We start from the raw sequence: 17073 nt of genomic DNA on the forward strand, positions 1-17073 counted from the left end.
TTGTTGTTCGTGAGCGCAATGTGGTTCAGGGCCGCCCGCCTGCCAGCAGGGACGCTGCGTCAAGGGCGGCCCCCATGCCGCTCTCAATGGCGCCGTCGATGAATCCGCACCAGCCGTTGGCAATATCGGAACCAGCAAAGAGAACCAGGCCGTGCGCGGCCTGCATGGCGGGTAGGTGCGTCGACAGAAAGCCGGTGCGGTGCATGGGCCAGGTTTCACCGGACAACGGATCGTCCACCCAGTTGTGGCTGGCCACCGCGACCACCTCGGCTCCCGGCACCAGGCGCGCGAGCTGTGCTTGGACGGCGACCGGATCCTCCACCTCGATCTTTGCGGCGTCAGGACCGAACCCGACGGCGATCGTGTCGCCGTCGAGCGCGTATTCCACCTGGAAGAAATTCAGTGGCCAATCGGCGCCTCCCAGGGCCACGAACGGTGCATGTTCGCCGCGAAGCCGGAACCAGACCTTGGCCCCCTTGGAGACCTGCCCAAGGCTGGCAGCTTCGGCCTTGGCCGCCGGCAGGGGCGGCTCGAAGTCAACTGCATTCAGGGCATGAAGCGGAACGGTGACAATCGCAGTCCGGGCACGGACCGTCCGACCGTCCGCACTGCGGATTTCCACGACATCCGCGTCCTCAGCGACGGCTTCAACCTTAAAGCCGTATTGGATGCCGGCCCCCGAGTCCGCGAGCATCGAAGCTGCCAGTGCGGCTGTGCCACCAACGATCTTGTACGTGGCACACGCCTCGAAGTTCACCGCCCAGTCGCCGTTGGTTAGTGCCACCCAGCGAAAAGCCTGAGTCAACGCGGCTTTGTCCAGTGGACCATTGAAGTTGAGGGCCCAGAAGGATTCAAGAATGTCCCGCGGCGCGCCTGCGGGGAATTGTTCACGGATCCTCGCTTGGACTGACACGTGGTCGATCGACTTGAAATCGTCGCGGGCCATGGGCCTGAAGGGCTCCGGAAAATACTTGCGGGAGTCGCGGACGAACTCCTCGTTTAACTGGCCGATGAGCCCCAGCAACTCATCCGGCCTGCCTTCGTGACGGCACCCGTCCGCCCACCAGAAGGCGCGTTCCGGTTCGGGACTTGGCGTGGTCTCGAGCCCGTAGCGTGTCAGTTCGGCCCAGACGTGCGGCTGCGTCCAGTGCACCCAGGTCCCGCCGATTTCAAGGTCCCGGCCCAAGCGGTGGTCCAGCCAGGTCCGGCCGCCTATCCGGTCCCTGGCCTCGACGATATGGACGGCCAGTCCCTGCCTGCTGAGCTCGCGGGCCGCGGTCAGACCGGCAAAGCCTGCGCCGACCACCACTGCGTCATACACTTCGTTTCCCATGGCGCGCCCTACGAGTACACAAAGAATTCGACGGTGGGCGCAAGGACAGCCCACCGGGTACGCGCACCCTTGTTGAAGGAGGCTGCACCTCCGGCAGTGAGATCGTAGGCGTCCCCGCCCTCCACTTCGATGCGCAGGTGCCCGTCGACGATCGAGATCGTCTCGTCCGCCTCCATCACCAGGTCGAAAGGCTCCGGCGCCTCGGCGGGCGTTACATGCCAGTAACCGCAAGCAAGGGAGGGACGGTCTCCCTCCCCGAAGCGGCGCACCCACTGAACCTGCCCGAGTTCGAAGGGTTCTATCTTCTCTGGATTAAGGGCGGACGAAGTGGTGAAAGCAATGGGCTCTGGCATGTTGACTCCAAGGGGAATGACGGCGCCGGCGGCTCGGCCGGGCGCGGGTCGGGTTGGGTTGGGGTGGTGTTCCAGCAAGCCTAAATAGTGAGCCGCATCACCACCTGGGATCAATCTAAGCATTTGCTTAGTTTAAGTCAATAGCGTTTTAGCGGCTCTTCGTCGCTGGCTAGACTCGGATTATGAATTCCTCCCCTGCCGCCGCCCCGCCGTCAAAATACGGCACGGGCAAGGAGGCCTTGCTCCGCGCCGCCGTGACTGTGGTGGCAGCAAAGGGATTGCGCGGGCTGACGTACCGGTCGGTGGCAGAAGCTGCCGGCGTCAACAACACGCTGGTGGCCCACCATTTCGGTTCCCGGGACGCGCTCATCGCCGCGGCCCTGGACTGGGCCACCGAGCAGTCCATCAGCGCGTCCAAGTTGCGCGAGGCGGCCACGCTGGGCCACTCGTTCACGGAGACGTTGCTGGGGCTGCTGCTGGCCGACCCCGAACTACAGGTATTTCAGTACGAGATGATCCTGGAGGCGCGGCGGCGCCCCGAGCTTTCGGAAGCGGTCACCGCCCTCTACGAAAACTATGTCGGGGCCCTGGCCGCGGGGCTGAGTGCCTCCGGCGTGACCCACAACGTTCAGGTTGTGGCCCGCACGCTGTTTGCTGCCCTCGATGGCCTTGTCCTCCAGTATCTGGCAGGTGTCGATCGCTCAGCGATCGCGGCATCCCTCGAGGAAGTCCACGAGGTACTCCTGCTCAGGACGGGCTCCGGCACACAGCCCTGAAGCCAGCCCTGTGGTTCAGGGCCGCCCGTACTGTTCGCCACCGGTCAAGTGCCGTACGCGGATACACAAGACCCCGCGGCGCCTCCCGGAGCACGCTTAAGGCAGCGCTGTTGGGCCGTTCCGGCCGCGTTCTCTGACCTACGAAGTGGAGTACCCCATGGAAACCTACGATGCCCTGCTGGCCTCGATCACCCCGGACACCGGCGAAACCCGGACCATCCTGGACCCCGCCACGGGGGAACCCGTAGGCGAAGCACCCGTGCACACCGTTGAGGACCTCGAGGCGGCCATTGCTGCCGCGGCAGCCGCTCAACCCGCGTGGGCCGCCCTGGGCCACGACGCCCGGAGCGCCGCCCTCATGAAGGCAGCCGACGCCGTCGAACGTTCCGCCGAAGAACTCGCCCGGCTGCTCTCCCGGGAGCAGGGCAAACCGCTGAACGGCCCCAACGCCCGCTTCGAGGTGGGCGCCTGCGCCGCGTGGCTGCGGGTCGCCGCCGGCACGCCGCTGGAACCGGAAACCGTGGTGGACGACGGCGAAACCCGCGCCGAGCTGCACTACCGGCCCATCGGCGTCGTGGGCGCGATCGGGCCGTGGAACTGGCCCATGATGATCACCGTCTGGCAGATCGCCCCCGCCCTGCGCATGGGCAACGCCGTGGTGGTCAAGCCCTCCGAATACACCCCGCTGTCCGTCCTGGCGCTGGCCAGGGTCCTCAACGAGGAACTCCCCGAAGGCCTCCTCACAGTCGTTTCCGGCGGCCGCGACGTCGGCGCCCGGCTGGCCGGACACCCGGCGATCGGCAAGGTCATGTTCACCGGCTCCACCGCCACCGGCAAGGCGATCATCAGGTCCTCCGCGGACACCGTGAAGCGCCTCACCCTTGAGCTCGGCGGGAACGACGCCGGGATCGTGCTGCCCGACGCCGATCCCAAGGCCATCGCGGAAGGCCTGTTCTGGGGCGCCTTCATCAACACCGGCCAGACCTGCGCGGCCCTCAAGCGCCTCTACGTCCACGATTCGCTGTATGAAGCCGTGTGCGAGGAGCTCACCAAGGTGGCCGCGGCGATGCCCATGGGCAACGGCCTGGATGAGAACAACGTCCTGGGGCCGCTGCAGAACCGGCAGCAGTACGACATCGTGACCCGCCTCGTCGACGCCGCCCGCGACTCCGGGGCCCGCGTGCTGCTGGGCGGCAACCCGGACACGGACCAGGCCGGCCACTTCTACCCCGCCACCCTCGTGGCGGACATCGACAACAGCAACCCGCTGGTAGCCGAAGAGCAGTTCGGCCCGGCCCTGCCGATCATCCGCTACGGCACCGTGGATGAGGCGGTCACCATGGCGAACGCGCTCGACGTCGGGCTGGGCGCCTCGGTCTGGTCCTCCGACCCCGCAGCCGCGCGGGACGTGGCTGCCCGGCTTGAGGCCGGCACCGTCTGGATCAACAAGCACGGCGCCGTGGACCCCCGCATCCCCTTCGGCGGTGCCAAGCAGTCCGGCTACGGCCTGGAATTCGGCGTCGAAGGCCTCAAAGCCCTAGGCGTTCCGCAGGTGATCAACGGCTAGGAAGGAGTTTTTGTCCACTTAGAGGGACTTCAGCCCCGTTTTGCGCCCGCTATCTGGACAAAAACTCCTAGACTGCCGGCTGTCGCAGCCAGGGCCTGGTGGGCGTCTGGCCCAGCTGGTCGTTGAACTCCTGGGCCTCGCGGTAGTAGTCCAGCAGGCTCAGCCGGGACGCGGCCGCCGGGTCCAGGATGACCACGGCCCGGCGGTGCATTTGCAGCACCGAGGCGGGGCAGTGTGCGCTGACCGGCCCTTCCACCATGGCCTGGACCGCGCCGGCCTTGTTCTCCCCCATGGCCACCAGCACCGCCAGTCTGGCTTCGCGGATGGTCCCCAGCCCCTGGGTCAGGCACAGCCGGGGAACGTCTCCATCCGGGAAGAACCGGGCGTTGTCGGCACGGGTGGCACCGGCCAGCGTCTTCACCCTGGTGCGGGAGACCAGCGCCGAGGTGGGCTCGTTGAACCCGATGTGGCCGTTGGCTCCGATGCCGAGGATCTGGATGTCCACCCCGCCGGCGGCCGAGATGGCGGCGTCGTAGCGCTCGGCTTCGGCGATAAGGTCCGGTGCATTCCCCTGCGGGGTAATGAGCTGCTCTGGCGGCAGGTCCACATGGTCGGTGAATTCCCGCCGGATGGTGGAGTGGTAGCTCTGTTCGTGCTCCGGCGGCAGCCCGGCGTATTCGTCCAGGGTGAACGCGGTGACCCGGCTGAAGCTCAGTTGTTCCTCGCGGTGCCGCCGGATGAGTTCCTGGTACGTGGATTTCGGCGAACCTCCCGTCGCCAGCCCCAGGACGGCCGGGCCCTGCCGGACCCGAGCGTCGATGATGTCGGCGGCCCTGCCCCCTACGTGTTCCGCGGACTCACACAGAATGATCTGCACTCGTTTTCCTTTCCTCCGTTAGCGGTGCGCCGGCCCGGTAGGCCTGCAGCAGTTCGAGTTCTTCGGTGGTCACCAGCACGTCGGCGCGGTACCCGGTGATGATGGATCCGACCTGCGCGGGGCCCGGCTGGTCCAGGCCCATCAGGCGGGCAGGAGTGACCGAGGCCGCGGTGACGGCGTCGGCCAGCGGCACGCCCCACCCGACGCAGCGGCGGACGTTTTCCAGAAGCAGGCTGGTGGCCCCGGCAATCGCCCCGGGACGGGCATCATCCGCCGCGGGAACCAGCCGGGCCACCCGGTCCCGGACCAGCACATCCAGGCTGCCCAGCGTGTAGTGGCCATCGGACATTCCGGCCGCCGCCATGGCATCCGTAATCAGTGCTATCGAGCCCGGTCCCACCAGATTGAAGACCATGCGGACAATCTCCGGGTCCAGGTGCACACCGTCGGCTACTAGCTCCACGACCATCCGGTCCGGTGACTCCCGGGCTTCCTGCAGCAGGACCGGAATGGGCCCCGGCGCCCGGTGGCCCAGCGCCGGCATCCGGTTGAAGAGGTGGGTGGCGGACCAGGGACCGGCACCCGCCCCTCCCCCGAGGGCGTCCCGTGTCCGTGCCGCAGTGGCGCCGGTGTGGCCAAGGGACGGGACCACCTGGTACTCCCGGCACAGGGCCACCAGCTCGGCAAAGTGCGGCGTTTCCGGGGCAAGGGTCAGCGAACGCACCGTTCCCCGCCCCGCCTCGAGCCACTGCCGCAGGAGCGCCGGGTCACCGTCGATGATGGCCGCCGGGTCCTGCGCTCCGCACATGCTCCTGGCGATGAACGGCCCCTCCAGGTGCAGGCCGGCCAGCGTGCCGTCCTGCACCAGCTCCCGCAACACAGCGATCTCCTCAAGCAGCACACCGGAAGGCGCCGAAACGAGCGAGGCGAGCACCGACGTCGTGCCCTGACCGGCGTGAAAACCTGCCGCCAGGCGGGCGCCGTCCGCATCCGCGGAGAAGGTGTGCCCCACTGCGCCGTGGCAGTGCACGTCCACGAGTCCGGGCAGGATGAGCGGAACCTGTGTTGTTTCGACGTCGACGCCGGCGGGCAGCTCCGCCGTCGGGCCGCACCACACGATGCGTCCCCCGGCGATCACCACCGTGCCGTCGTCGATCACCCCATCCCCGGGGCGGCCGGTGACCAGGCGGCCCCGCAGCCCCAGCACGCCGCCGTCGTCGTCTCCCGTTCCGGGTTGAGTCAGCCCCGGCAGGCCGGGTTCAGCTCGCATCGGCTTTGGCCATCGAACCGTTCTCATCGGTTTCGTCTTCGCGCCCCATGGTGCGCAGGTTCCAGCGCCGGATCACGAAGCGGAACACCACGTAGTACACCGCCGCGTAGCCCAGCCCGATGGGAACCAGCCAGAGCGGATTCTGCGCGATGCCGAAGTTGAGCAGGTAGTCGATGGCCCCGGCGGAGAACCCGAACCCGTGGTGGATGCCCAGGAAGTTGACCAGCATCATGGAGGTTCCGGTCAGGACGGCGTGGACGAGGTAGAGCGGCCAGGCCACGAACATGAAGGAGAATTCCAGCGGTTCGGTGATGCCGGTGAGGAAGGCGGTAAGGCCGGTGGAGAGCATGACGCCGCCGACGATCTTCTTCTGGGACGGCTTGGCTTCGTGCCAGATGGCGAGGGCGGCCGCCGGCAGGGCGAACATCATGATGGGGAAGAACCCGGTCATGAACACACCGGCGGAGGGGTCTCCGGCGAAGAAGCGGTTGAGGTCGCCGTGTGCGCCGTTGTAGTCGCCGATGATGAACCAAACGATCGAGTTCAGGATGTGGTGCAGGCCCAGCGGGATGAGCAGCCGGTTGAGTGTGCCGTAGACGCCGCTGCCCACCACCGTGTTGTCCGCGACGGCGTTGCCCACGGCGGTCAGGCCCGTGTTGAAGAAGGGGTAGAGGAGCGCCATGACCACGCCGATCACGATGGCCGCGAACAAGGTCAGGATGGGCACCAGGCGCCGGCCGGCGAAGAACCCGAGCCAGTCCGGCAGGGTGGTCCGGTGGAACTTCTGCCACAGCCAGGCCGTAGTCAGGCCTATCACGATGCCGGCCAGCACGCCGTAGTTGATGACGGGATCCTTGCCGCCCTCCGGGGCGGCGCCCAGCACCAGGGGTGCCATGACTTTGAAAACGTTGGTCAGGACCAGGAAGCCGACGACGGCGGCCAGCGCCGTGGAACCGTCGCCCTTCTTGGCGAAGCCAAAGGAAATGCCGACGGCGAAGAGCAGCGGGAGGTTCTCGAACAGGGCCCCGCCGGCCGCGCCGATCACCTGCGCAACGGTGGTCAGGGATTCGAACCTGCCCAGCAGGTCGTCCTGGCCCAGGCGCAGGAGGAGCGCGGCTGCGGGAAGGGCGGCGATGGGGAGCATGAGGCTGCGGCCGAAGCGCTGCATGTTCTGCAATGCTTTACCGCTGCCCTTGGCCTTGCCCGGGGCCGGTGCGGCCAGCGGGCCGGCCCCGGCTGAAGCGGACGGGTTTTCCGTGGACATGAGGTTCCTCGTTTCGAAAAAGGGGTGCTTGTGCGGGGATGCGGGATTCAGTAGAGTTTTGCTAACTGGTTATAACCAGTGACAATCATCACTGTGAAGTGCACCGGGCTTAGTTGTCAACCTCAGGCAGGAAAAAAGCTTCAGGACCGGCCGGACTCACCGCGAAAACAACCAACAGGAGTGGACATGTCCAAAGCAGAAATCATCCTCGCCGCCCTGGGCGGCGCCGACAACGTCGAAGAGATCGAAGGGTGCATCACCCGCCTGCGCACCGAAGTGGTGGACGCCGGGAAGGTGGACGAGGCCGCCCTCAAGGCGGCGGGCGCCCACGGCGTTATGATGGCGGGCTCGGTGGTTCAGGTGGTAGTTGGCCCCGAGGCGGAGAGCCTGGCAGAAGACATCCAGGACCTGATGTGAACACGCCTGAGGTGGGCACCGCAGGTGCCGGCACGGCAGATGTGGAGACGGCGCCTTTCGGGGCCATCAGCGTGGCCTCGCCCCTGCCCGGCCGGCTCATCCCGCTGAGCGAAGTGCCGGACCCCGTGTTCGCCAAGGGGCTCGTCGGCGGAGGCGCCGCGGTCATCCCGGACGACGACGCCGGTGTGCTTACCGCCGTCGCGCCCCTGGACGGCCGGGTCATCAAGGTCATGCCGCACGCTTACATCGTCCAGCACGCGTCAGGACCGGCAGTGCTGGTCCACGTCGGCATCGATACGGTGGGCCTGAAGGGCGAAGGCTTCAGCGTGCTGGCGCAGAAGGGGGACCAGGTCCGGGCCGGAGACCCCATGATCAGCGTCGACGTCACGTTTGTCCGCTCGAAAAACCTCAGCATGTGCAGCCCCGTGGTGGTCCTGGACAGCAAACCGGATGCCGTTGAACTGCCGGCCTCCGGCGGCCGCGTCGAAGCGGGCGGACACCTGTTCAACCTGCCCGGACAATAGAGCTATGGATACGGCGGGGGAACTCAAACACGTCTGGGTGCGCAGGCAGCTCCAGGATCTCGTGGCCACCAGGCTTCGGCCGGGGGACGCGCTGCTGGGGGAACGCCAGCTGGAGGAACAGTTCGGGGTTTCACGTATTACGGTGCGGCGGGCGATCTCGGACCTCGTCCAGGACGGGGCGCTGGTCCGGATCAAGGGCAAGGGGACCTTCGTCTCGCACGGCCTGGTTCGTTCCACCCTCCATCTGGCCTCCTTCAATGAGGACATGCGGGCTGCCGGCTTCGAACCCAGCACCCGGGTCATCACTGCCGCGACGGCGGAGCCGCCCGCTGCGGCGGCCGAGCACCTGGGGCTGCCCACGGGACAGGCGGCCTATCAGGTCCGAAGGCTGCGCCTCGCAAACGGGGCACCCGTCAGCGTGGACGAATCCTGGCTGCCGCCCCCGCTCCTGCCGGACCTGCTCTCCGAGGACCTGACAGGATCGCTCTACCGGGTCCTCGCTGCCTCCGGACATCCGGTGCAGCATGTGGAACAGACCGTCGAGGCTGCCGCCGCATCGGAGGACACCGCGGCCCTGCTGGACATCGAGCCCGGGGCCCCCGTCCTCCTCTTCAGGCGCCGCTCGTTCACCGGCCAGGAGGACCCGGGCACGCCCATCGAGTACTCCATCTCGACGTACCGCTCAGACCGGTACCAGGTGTCGATGCGGCTGGCGCTCTGACGGAGGCACGAGTGTTCCCGTCCCACCCAACTGGCTGGCAGTTAATGTCGTGAAACGCGCGAATGGCGACGTTAAATGCGATCCAGTTGGGTGGGAGCCGCCAGGGCGTGAAACCATACGGTTCGTGACCCAGAAAATTGCGTACCAAGGTGAACCCGGCGCTAATTCCAATATTGCGTGCGCCCAGATGTTCCCGGAGCTGGAAAGCATCCCGTGCGCCAGCTTCGAGGACGCCTTCGAGCTGGTATCCGGCGGTGAAGCCGACCTGGCCATGATTCCGATCGAGAACTCGATAGCGGGCCGGGTGGCGGACATCCACGTCCTGCTCCCCCAGTCCCGCCTCCAGATCGTGGGCGAGTTCTTCCTGCCCATCCATTTCGACCTGCTCGGCATCCCCGGCAGCACCATCGAAGGCGCCACCGAGGTCCACAGCCACATCCACGCCCTGGGCCAGTGCCGGCGCCTCATCCGGAGCGCCGGCCTGAAGCCTGTTATTGCCGGGGACACTGCAGGCTCCGCCCGGGAGGTGAGCGAATGGAACGATCCTGCCAAGCTGTCCCTCGCTCCCCCGCTCGCGGCCAAGATCTACGGGCTGGAGGTGCTCGCATCGCGCGTCGAGGATGACCCCTCCAACACCACCCGGTTCGTGGTCCTGGCGCCGGAAAAGGAACTGCCCTCCCGGGAGGCGTTGCCGGGCCCGGCCGTGACCAGCTTCCTGTTCCGGGTCCGCAACGTCCCCTCCGCGCTCTTCAAGGCCCTCGGCGGTTTTGCCACGAACGGCGTGAACATGACCCGGCTGGAAAGCTACATGGTGGGCAACGAGTTTGCCGCCACCATGTTCATGGCCGACGTCGAAGGCCACCCCGAAGACCTGCCGCTCCGGCTGGCCCTCGAGGAACTGGACTTCTTCACCACGGAAGTGCGCATCCTGGGCGTCTATGCCGCCGCCGAATACCGGACCGGGCAGGCAGTCGCCTGCTGAGGTCCGTCTCCTGAGGTCCGGGGCTAGACTGCCGCGGCCCGTCCGGTCGCCAGGAGGGGTGCGAAGAACGCGCCGAGTTCCGCCGTCGCCGCCAGGGGCAGGACGTTGGCCACGTACTGGTCCGGGCGCACCACCACGATCACGCCGCCGCGGTCCAGGCCGCGCAGCTCGAAGATGTCAGCCTTCGGATCGGTGGCGTACACCTTCTCGTAGTCCGTCAGCTGGAACGGGCCAACCTGCGGCTTGAACACCGCCGGGACCGCGTTGATATCAACGTCCGTGTGGGGCTGCTGGTAGATCACCTTCACGTCGAACCATGCGTCGAGGTCGGCGCCCGACGGCGTGGCGGCCAGCGGCGAGTCCGGCGCCTTCGCAATCCACTCGGCGAAGTCGGCCACCGCTGAGGGGACACCCTGCTGTCCCGTTGCCGGCGCTGCCGCGTCGGCGAAGACATAGATGCGCCACCGTCCGTCCGCCGTGGCGTGGTGACCGAGCTGCATGGGGTTGGTATCGCAGACCCGCACGACGGGCGCTGACTTGAAGCGCTTGCCGACGGGGAAGCCGGCGGCCAGCTCCTGGTGTTCGGCACTGCCGGTGAGCATCGACGGGGTGTACTGGGTCATGAAGCCGGCCGGGAACTCGGCAGTGCTTACGTAGAAGTCCTCAAGCTCGGAGGGGCTCTCGAACTCTTCAGGCTTCTTCGCCATCATCGTGGACCACTCTTTGTCGAAGTCGATGAGGTTCTTGGCGATGACCTGCCGTTCGTCCGAGTAGGTGGTCAACAGGCTTTCCGGGCTGCGGCCCTCGAGGACGTGGCCGAGCTTCCACGCCAGGTTGAACCCGTCCTGCATGGAAACGTTCATGCCCTGCCCGGCCTTGGCGCTGTGCGTGTGGCAGGCATCGCCGGTGATGAACACCCGGGGCGTCCGGGTGCCCCGCTGGTCCGGGAGGACGTCGTCGAACCGGTCGGTGAGCCGGTGGCCCACCTCGTACACGCTGTGCCAGGCCACGTCGCGGACGTCGAGCGTGTACGGGTGGAGGATCTCGTTCGCCTTGCGGATGATCTCCTCGATGGAGGTGTTGCGCACGGCACCTTTGTCGTTGGGGTCCACCTCGCCGAGGTCAACATACATGCGGAACAGGTACCCGCCTTCGCGTGGGATGTGCAGAATGCTCCCGCCCGATCCGGACTGGATTGCGCACTTGGTGCGGATGTCCGGAAAGTCCGTCACGGCGAGGACGTCCATAACGCCCCACGCATGGTTGGCGGCGTCGCCGGCGAGGGTGCAGCCGATCGCATCGCGCACCTTGCTGCGCGCGCCGTCTGCGCCGATGACATATTTGGCCCGGACAACCTTTTCCTGGCCTTCCCGGGGACCTGCAGTGTGAAGCAGGGTCACGGTGACCGGATACTCCCCCTCGCCGGTGACTTCCAGGCTCCGGAATTCAAAGCCGTAATCCGGGGCCATGCGCGTGGGCGAATTCGCCATGAATTCGGCGAAGTAGTCCAGGACGCGGGCCTGGTTGACGATGAGGTGCGGGAACTCACTGATCCCCATCGCGTCGTCCACCGCGCGGGCTCCCCGGATGATGCGCGAGTGGTCGGCCGGGTCCGGCTTCCAGAACGCCATTTCGGTGATCCGGTAGGCCTCGGCGATGATCCGTTCGGCGAAGCCGAAGGCCTGGAAGGTCTCGACGCTCCTCGCCTGGATGCCGTCCGCCTGGCCGATGGGCAGCCTGCCGGCGCGGCGTTCTACGATGCGCGTGGTGATGCCCGGGAACTGGGACAGCTGGGCGGCGGCCAGCATGCCGGCGGGGCCTGTGCCGACAATCAGGACGTCCACCTCATCAGGAAGCTCAGTGGGCCGATTGATGCCTACGCCTGCTGCCGGCCGGACTCGCGGGTCACCGGATACGTAACCGTGGTGGTGGAATTGCACGGGGGTCCTCACTTCATTGTGGGCGGCGGATCGCCGTCTTCTGTATTCGATATCCGAACTAAGTGTTCGATAATAGAAATCTGTGCTCTTTCAAAACTGTACGCAGATATGACCTGCGTTACAAGCAGCCCGGAGAACTCCCTGAAAACAAAGGGTTGACGTTCCACGCTCCCTGGGTAATAGTTATCGTATACGATTTCGTACTCGATGAGGAGTAACTCTTGGAACAGGTCACCGACCGCATCCTGGCCGCGGCCCGCAAAGTCATCGCGGTGCATATCAACTACCCCAGCCGGGCAGCCCAGCGCGGCCGCACTCCGGAGCAGCCCTCCTACTTCCTGAAGCCGTCCTCGTCCCTGGCGACAGGGTCGGCGGAAGCCCCTTCAACGGTGGAACGCCCGGCCGGATGTGAACTCCTCGGCTACGAAGGCGAGATCGCCCTGATCATCGGCAAGCCGGCCCGCCGTGTGGGCGTCGAGGACGCCTGGAGCCACGTCGAGTGGGTCACGGCCAGCAACGACCTCGGTGTCTACGACCTCCGCTACGCGGACAAGGGCTCCAACCTCCGGTCCAAGGGCGGGGACGGTTTCACGCCGGTCGGCCCGGGACTGATCGCAGCGGACACCGTCAACCCCGCAGAACTCCGCATCCGCACCTGGCACAACGGCGAACTTGTCCAGGACGACACCACCGGGGACCTCCTCTTCCCGTTCGCCCGGCTTATCGCGGATCTGTCCCAGCTCCTCACCCTCGAAGAGGGCGACATCATCCTGACCGGCACGCCGGCCGGCGCCTCCGTCGCCAGGCCGGGCGACGTCGTCGAGGTTGAAGTCAGCACCAGTACGACGGCGGGCGCCGCCGGCGGTGGCCTGTCCACCGGCCGCCTGGCCACCCGGGTGGAGGAAGGCACGACGCCGTTCGCGGACTTCGGCGCCCGGCCCAGGACCGATGACCTCCAGCGGGAGGAAGCGTACGGTTCGCGGGAAGCGGCCGGGCTTGCCGCCGTCGGGCCCGTCCTCCCGCCGGAACTGAAGGCCAAGCTGGAAAGCGTCTGCACTGCCACCCTGTCCTCCCAGCTGCGCAAACGCGGCCTGAACAACGTCAGCATCGACGGCCTCACCTCCACCCGCCCTGACAAGCGGATCGTGGGCCTGGCCCGGACCCTGCGCTACGTGCCCAACCGCGAGGACCTCTTCAAGACCCACGGCGGCGGCTTCAACGCCCAGAAGAAGGCCATCGACTCGGTCAACGAGGGCGAAATCCTGGTGATGGAAGCCCGCGGCGAAAAGGGCACCGGCACGATCGGCGACATCCTGGCCCTCCGCGCCCAGGTCCGCGGCGCCGCCGCCGTCATCACCGACGGCGGTGTCCGTGACTTCTCCGCGGTGGCCGCCATGGACATGCCCACCTACTATTCCAACCCGCACCCGGCCGTGCTGGGGCGCCGGCACATCCCGTGGGACACCGACATCACGATCGCCTGCGGCGGCACCACCGTGCAGCCCGGGGACATCATCGTGGCGGACGCGGACGGCATCCTGGTGATACCGCCGGCACTGGCCGAGGAGCTCGCGGACGATTCCATCGCCCAGGAACGCGAGGAAACCTTCATTGCCGAGATGGTGCAGCAGGGCCACAGCGTGGACGGCCTCTACCCGTTGAACTCCGAATGGCGGGCCAGGTATGAAGAATGGGAAGGCCCCGCACATGACTGAAACAGTGATGGCCGGCAGCAAGTCCGAGCAGGCGTACGCCGCCGTCAAGGCCCGGATCGTGGATGGCACCTACTCCCCCGGCTACCGGCTGGTGCTGGCGAAAATCGCCGAGGACCTGGGCGTCAGTGTGGTGCCCGTCCGCGAAGCCATCCGCCGCCTCGAGGCCGAAGGGCTGGTCACGTTCGAGCGGAACGTCGGCGCCACCGTGTCCGGCATCGACCCCACGGAGTACCTCTACACGATGCAGACCCTGAGTATCGTCGAAGGTGCCGCCACGGCTCTCTCGGCTCCGCTCATCGGTGCGGCGGACGTGGCCCGGGCCCGGGCAGTGAACGAGGAAATGCGCGATTGCCTGGAGCACTTCGACCCCGTCCGCTTCACCCGGCTCAACCAGGACTTCCACAGCGTCCTGTTCGAGCACTGCCCCAACCCGCACATCCTGGACCTTGTCCACCGGGGCTGGAACCGGCTCGCGTCGCTGCGGTCCTCCACGTTCCGCTTCGTCCCGGGCCGCGCCCGTGACTCGGTGGACGAACACGAGGCCCTGCTCCGGCTCATTGAAACCGGCGCCACGGCCGACGACATCGAAAAGGCGGCCCGACAGCACCGCAGCGCCACCCTGGACGCCTACCTGGCGCAAGCCACCTCCACTGAACAACAGACCGCAAAGCAGTAAGGAAAAACAATGACGTTCACTGCCGCAGAAACCACCCACTACGTCCCGCAGGACCTTCCCACCCACATCCAGCACTACATCAACGGTGAATTCGTTGACTCCGTGGGCGGTAAGACCTTCGACGTCCTGGACCCGGTTTCCAACACCAACTACGCCACCGCCGCCGCCGGCCAGAAAGAGGACATTGACCTGGCCGTCGCCGCAGCCCGCGAAGCCTTCGTCAACGGCCCGTGGCCGAAGATGAAGCCGCGCGAACGCGCCCGCATCCTGAACAAGATCGCGGACGCCGTCGAAGCCCAGGAGGAGCGCCTCGCCGAACTCGAGACCTTCGACACCGGCCTCCCCATCACCCAGGCCAAAGGCCAGGCCCTCCGCGCGGCGGAGAATTTCCGTTTCTTCGCGGACCTGATCGTTGCCCAGTTCGACGACGCCATGAAAGTCCCGGGCTCGCAGATCAACTACGTGAACCGCAAGCCGATCGGCGTCGCCGGCCTCATCACCCCGTGGAACACCCCGTTCATGCTGGAGTCCTGGAAGCTCGCCCCGGCACTGGCCACCGGCAACACCGTGGTCCTCAAGCCGGCCGAATTCACTCCGCTGTCAGCATCGCTGTGGGCCACGATCTTCAAGGATGCAGGACTTCCCGACGGTGTGTTCAACCTGGTCAACGGCCTCGGCGAAGAAGCCGGCGACGCCCTGGTCAAGCACCCGGACGTGCCCCTGATTTCCTTCACCGGCGAGACCACCACCGGCCAGACCATCTTCCGGAACGCCGCGGCCAACCTCAAGGGCCTCTCCATGGAGCTCGGCGGCAAGTCCCCCTGCGTCGTGTTCGCCGACGCCGACCTCGACGCCGCGATCGATTCCGCCCTGTTCGGCGTCTTCTCCCTCAACGGCGAGCGCTGCACCGCCGGCTCCCGCATCCTGGTTGAACGGGCCATCTACGACGAGTTCTGCCAAAAGTACGCCGCCCGCGCCAAGAACATCGTGGTGGGCGATCCCCACGACCCCAGGACCCAGGTGGGCGCCCTGGTCCACCCGGAGCACTTCGCCAAGGTGGCCTCCTACGTGGAGATCGGCAAGTCCGAAGGCCGGCTCCTCGCTGGCGGCGGCCGTCCCGAAGGCCTCCCGGAAGGCAACTACATCGCACCCACCGTGTTCGCCGACGTCGCCCCGGACGCACGGATCTTCCAGGAGGAAATCTTCGGCCCCGTCGTCGCCATCACCCCGTTCGAGAACGACGACGAAGCCCTCGCCCTGGCGAACAACACCAAGTACGGCCTGGCGGCCTACATCTGGACGCAGAACCTCACCCGCGCGCACAACTTCTCGCAGAACGTCGAGGCCGGCATGGTGTGGCTGAACAGCCACAACGTCCGCGACCTCCGCACCCCGTTCGGCGGCGTCAAGGCCTCCGGCCTGGGCCACGAGGGCGGCTACCGCTCCATCGATTTCTACACCGACCAGCAGGCCGTACACATCACCCTCGGCACTGTCCACACCCCCAAATTCGGCGCCTAGGCCCGGCCCACCAAGACCACCCGGTCCCCTTTCAACGAAGAGAGAACACCATGAGCAACGTCATCCCCAAGCCCTCCGTTCCCGCCCCTGACATCGTCCGCTGCGCGTACATGGAGATCGTCGTCACCGACCTCGCCAAATCCCGCGAGTTCTACGTTGACCTCCTCGGCCTGCACGTCACCGAGGAGGACGAGAACAACATCTACCTGCGATCCCTCGAGGAGTTCATCCACCACAACCTGGTGCTCCGCAAGGGACCCATCGCCGCCGTCGCAGCGTTCGCCTACCGGGTGAAGTCCCCCGCCGAGGTGGACGCCGCCGAGGCGTACTACAAGGAACTCGGCTGCCGGGTGGAGCGCCGCAAGGAAGGCTTCACCAAGGGCATCGGCGACTCCGTGCGGGTGGAGGACCCGCTGGGCTTCCCGTACGAATTCTTCTACGACGTGGAGCACGTGGAGCGCCTCACCCAGCGCTACGACCTCTACTCCGCCGGCGAACTGGTCCGGCTGGACCACTTCAACCAGGTCACCCCGGACGTTCCCCGCGGCCGCAAGTACCTCGAGGACCTCGGCTTCCGCGTCTCCGAGGACATCCAGGACTCCGACGGCGTCTCCTACGCCGTGTGGATGCACCGCAAGCAGACCGTCCACGACACCGCGCTGACCGGCGGCAACGGCCCGCGCATGCACCACGTCGCTTTCGCCACCCACGAGAAGCACAACATCATCCAGATCTGCGACAAGATGGGCGCCCTGCGCATCAGCGACCGGATCGAACGCGGCCCCGGCAGGCACGGCGTCTCCAACGCCTTCTACCTCTACATCCTGGACCCGGACGGCCACCGCATCGAGATCTACACCCAGGACTACTACACCGGCGATCCGGACAACCCCACCATCACCTGGGACGTCCACGACAACCAGCGCCGCGACTGGTGGGGCAACCCGGTAGTCCCCTCCTGGTACACCGAGGCCTCCCTGGTCCTGGACCTCGACGGCAACCCCCAGCCCGTCATCCAGCGCCAGGATAAGAGTGAAATGGCCGTCACCGTGGGTGCCGACGGCTTCTCCTACACCCGCAAGGACGGTTCCCCCGAGGGTGACCGGACCGGCTTCAAGCTTGGAGCGCAGCTGTAGC

At 66.7% G+C, this 17073-nt stretch carries 16 protein-coding genes; 10 read left to right on the forward strand and 6 right to left on the reverse strand.

Annotated features, from left to right (window positions below):
- Nucleotides 1-25: 25 nt before the first annotated feature.
- On the reverse strand, nt 26-1333 hold the full coding sequence (locus ACSQ12_RS18185; protein WP_436066352.1) for a flavin monoamine oxidase family protein: 1308 nt from the start codon (nt 1331-1333) through the stop codon (nt 26-28).
- Nucleotides 1334-1341: 8 nt separating this feature from the next.
- The gene (locus ACSQ12_RS18190) at nt 1342-1686 is read right to left on the reverse strand and encodes a cupin domain-containing protein (protein WP_011693334.1); all 345 of its coding nucleotides are present in this window, start codon (nt 1684-1686) and stop codon (nt 1342-1344) included.
- Nucleotides 1687-1868: 182 nt separating this feature from the next.
- Between ACSQ12_RS18190 and ACSQ12_RS18195 the strand changes: the two genes are divergently transcribed.
- Together ACSQ12_RS18195 and ACSQ12_RS18200 are read left to right on the forward strand one after the other, a co-directional pair.
- Nucleotides 1869-2462 carry a TetR/AcrR family transcriptional regulator gene (locus ACSQ12_RS18195; protein ID WP_011693335.1) on the forward strand — a complete coding sequence of 198 codons (594 nt, stop codon included), beginning with the start codon at nt 1869-1871 and terminating at the stop codon, nt 2460-2462.
- Between the two features lie 157 nt (nt 2463-2619).
- Nucleotides 2620-4029 (forward strand): aldehyde dehydrogenase family protein, encoded by a 1410-nt coding sequence (locus tag ACSQ12_RS18200; protein WP_436066353.1) that lies wholly within the window; start codon nt 2620-2622, stop codon nt 4027-4029.
- 67 nt (nt 4030-4096) lie between these two features.
- Here ACSQ12_RS18200 and nagB read toward each other — a convergent pair whose 3' ends face one another.
- From nagB to ACSQ12_RS18215, 3 genes are read right to left on the reverse strand one after another with little or no spacing between them, the layout of a single operon-like run.
- The gene (nagB, locus tag ACSQ12_RS18205) at nt 4097-4906 is read right to left on the reverse strand and encodes a glucosamine-6-phosphate deaminase (RefSeq protein ID WP_436066354.1); all 810 of its coding nucleotides are present in this window, start codon (nt 4904-4906) and stop codon (nt 4097-4099) included.
- Entirely contained in the window at nt 4887-6176 is a 1290-nt protein-coding gene (locus tag ACSQ12_RS18210; protein ID WP_436066355.1) for an N-acetylglucosamine-6-phosphate deacetylase, read from the reverse strand. Before ACSQ12_RS18210 ends, nagB begins: the two co-directional genes overlap by 20 nt.
- Nucleotides 6166-7440, reverse strand: coding sequence for a PTS transporter subunit EIIC (locus tag ACSQ12_RS18215; RefSeq protein ID WP_436066356.1), 1275 nt, complete (start codon nt 7438-7440; stop codon nt 6166-6168). Before ACSQ12_RS18215 ends, ACSQ12_RS18210 begins: the two co-directional genes overlap by 11 nt.
- Before the next feature lie 186 nt (nt 7441-7626).
- Here ACSQ12_RS18215 and ACSQ12_RS18220 point away from each other — a divergent pair, with 186 nt between their 5' ends.
- The 4 genes from ACSQ12_RS18220 to ACSQ12_RS18235 all read left to right on the forward strand — a co-directional run bounded on the left by ACSQ12_RS18220 (nt 7627) and on the right by ACSQ12_RS18235 (nt 10084).
- Nucleotides 7627-7857, forward strand: coding sequence for a glucose PTS transporter subunit EIIB (locus tag ACSQ12_RS18220; protein WP_011693340.1), 231 nt, complete (start codon nt 7627-7629; stop codon nt 7855-7857).
- Nucleotides 7854-8381: a PTS sugar transporter subunit IIA gene (locus ACSQ12_RS18225; protein ID WP_436066357.1), complete on the forward strand. Its 528-nt coding sequence runs from the start codon at nt 7854-7856 to the stop codon at nt 8379-8381. The genes ACSQ12_RS18220 and ACSQ12_RS18225 overlap by 4 nt, the downstream gene beginning before the upstream one ends.
- Nucleotides 8382-8385: 4 nt before the next feature.
- A complete protein-coding gene (locus tag ACSQ12_RS18230) occupies nt 8386-9102 on the forward strand; it encodes a GntR family transcriptional regulator (RefSeq protein WP_209742412.1) in 717 nt (238 codons plus the stop codon).
- 124 nt (nt 9103-9226) lie between these two features.
- Nucleotides 9227-10084, forward strand: coding sequence for a prephenate dehydratase (locus tag ACSQ12_RS18235; protein ID WP_436066358.1), 858 nt, complete (start codon nt 9227-9229; stop codon nt 10082-10084).
- 23 nt (nt 10085-10107) lie between these two features.
- Here ACSQ12_RS18235 and ACSQ12_RS18240 read toward each other — a convergent pair whose 3' ends face one another.
- The gene (locus tag ACSQ12_RS18240) at nt 10108-12024 is read right to left on the reverse strand and encodes an FAD-binding monooxygenase (RefSeq protein ID WP_436066359.1); all 1917 of its coding nucleotides are present in this window, start codon (nt 12022-12024) and stop codon (nt 10108-10110) included.
- A gap of 221 nt (nt 12025-12245) precedes the next feature.
- Here ACSQ12_RS18240 and ACSQ12_RS18245 point away from each other — a divergent pair, with 221 nt between their 5' ends.
- Genes ACSQ12_RS18245 through hpaD form a run of 4 tightly spaced genes read left to right on the forward strand, consistent with a single transcriptional unit; the run spans nt 12246 to nt 17072 of the window.
- Nucleotides 12246-13739: a fumarylacetoacetate hydrolase family protein gene (locus ACSQ12_RS18245; RefSeq protein WP_436066360.1), complete on the forward strand. Its 1494-nt coding sequence runs from the start codon at nt 12246-12248 to the stop codon at nt 13737-13739.
- Nucleotides 13732-14415 carry a GntR family transcriptional regulator gene (locus tag ACSQ12_RS18250; RefSeq protein WP_436066361.1) on the forward strand — a complete coding sequence of 228 codons (684 nt, stop codon included), beginning with the start codon at nt 13732-13734 and terminating at the stop codon, nt 14413-14415. The genes ACSQ12_RS18245 and ACSQ12_RS18250 overlap by 8 nt, the downstream gene beginning before the upstream one ends.
- Before the next feature lie 9 nt (nt 14416-14424).
- On the forward strand, nt 14425-15936 hold the full coding sequence (gene hpaE / locus ACSQ12_RS18255; protein ID WP_436066362.1) for a 5-carboxymethyl-2-hydroxymuconate semialdehyde dehydrogenase: 1512 nt from the start codon (nt 14425-14427) through the stop codon (nt 15934-15936).
- Between the two features lie 50 nt (nt 15937-15986).
- Nucleotides 15987-17072 (forward strand): 3,4-dihydroxyphenylacetate 2,3-dioxygenase, encoded by a 1086-nt coding sequence (gene hpaD, locus ACSQ12_RS18260; RefSeq protein WP_436066363.1) that lies wholly within the window; start codon nt 15987-15989, stop codon nt 17070-17072.
- Nucleotide 17073 lies beyond the last annotated feature (1 nt).

It is taken from the genome of Arthrobacter sp. LjRoot14, assembly GCF_964253905.1.
Lineage (GTDB): Bacteria > Actinomycetota > Actinomycetes > Actinomycetales > Micrococcaceae > Arthrobacter.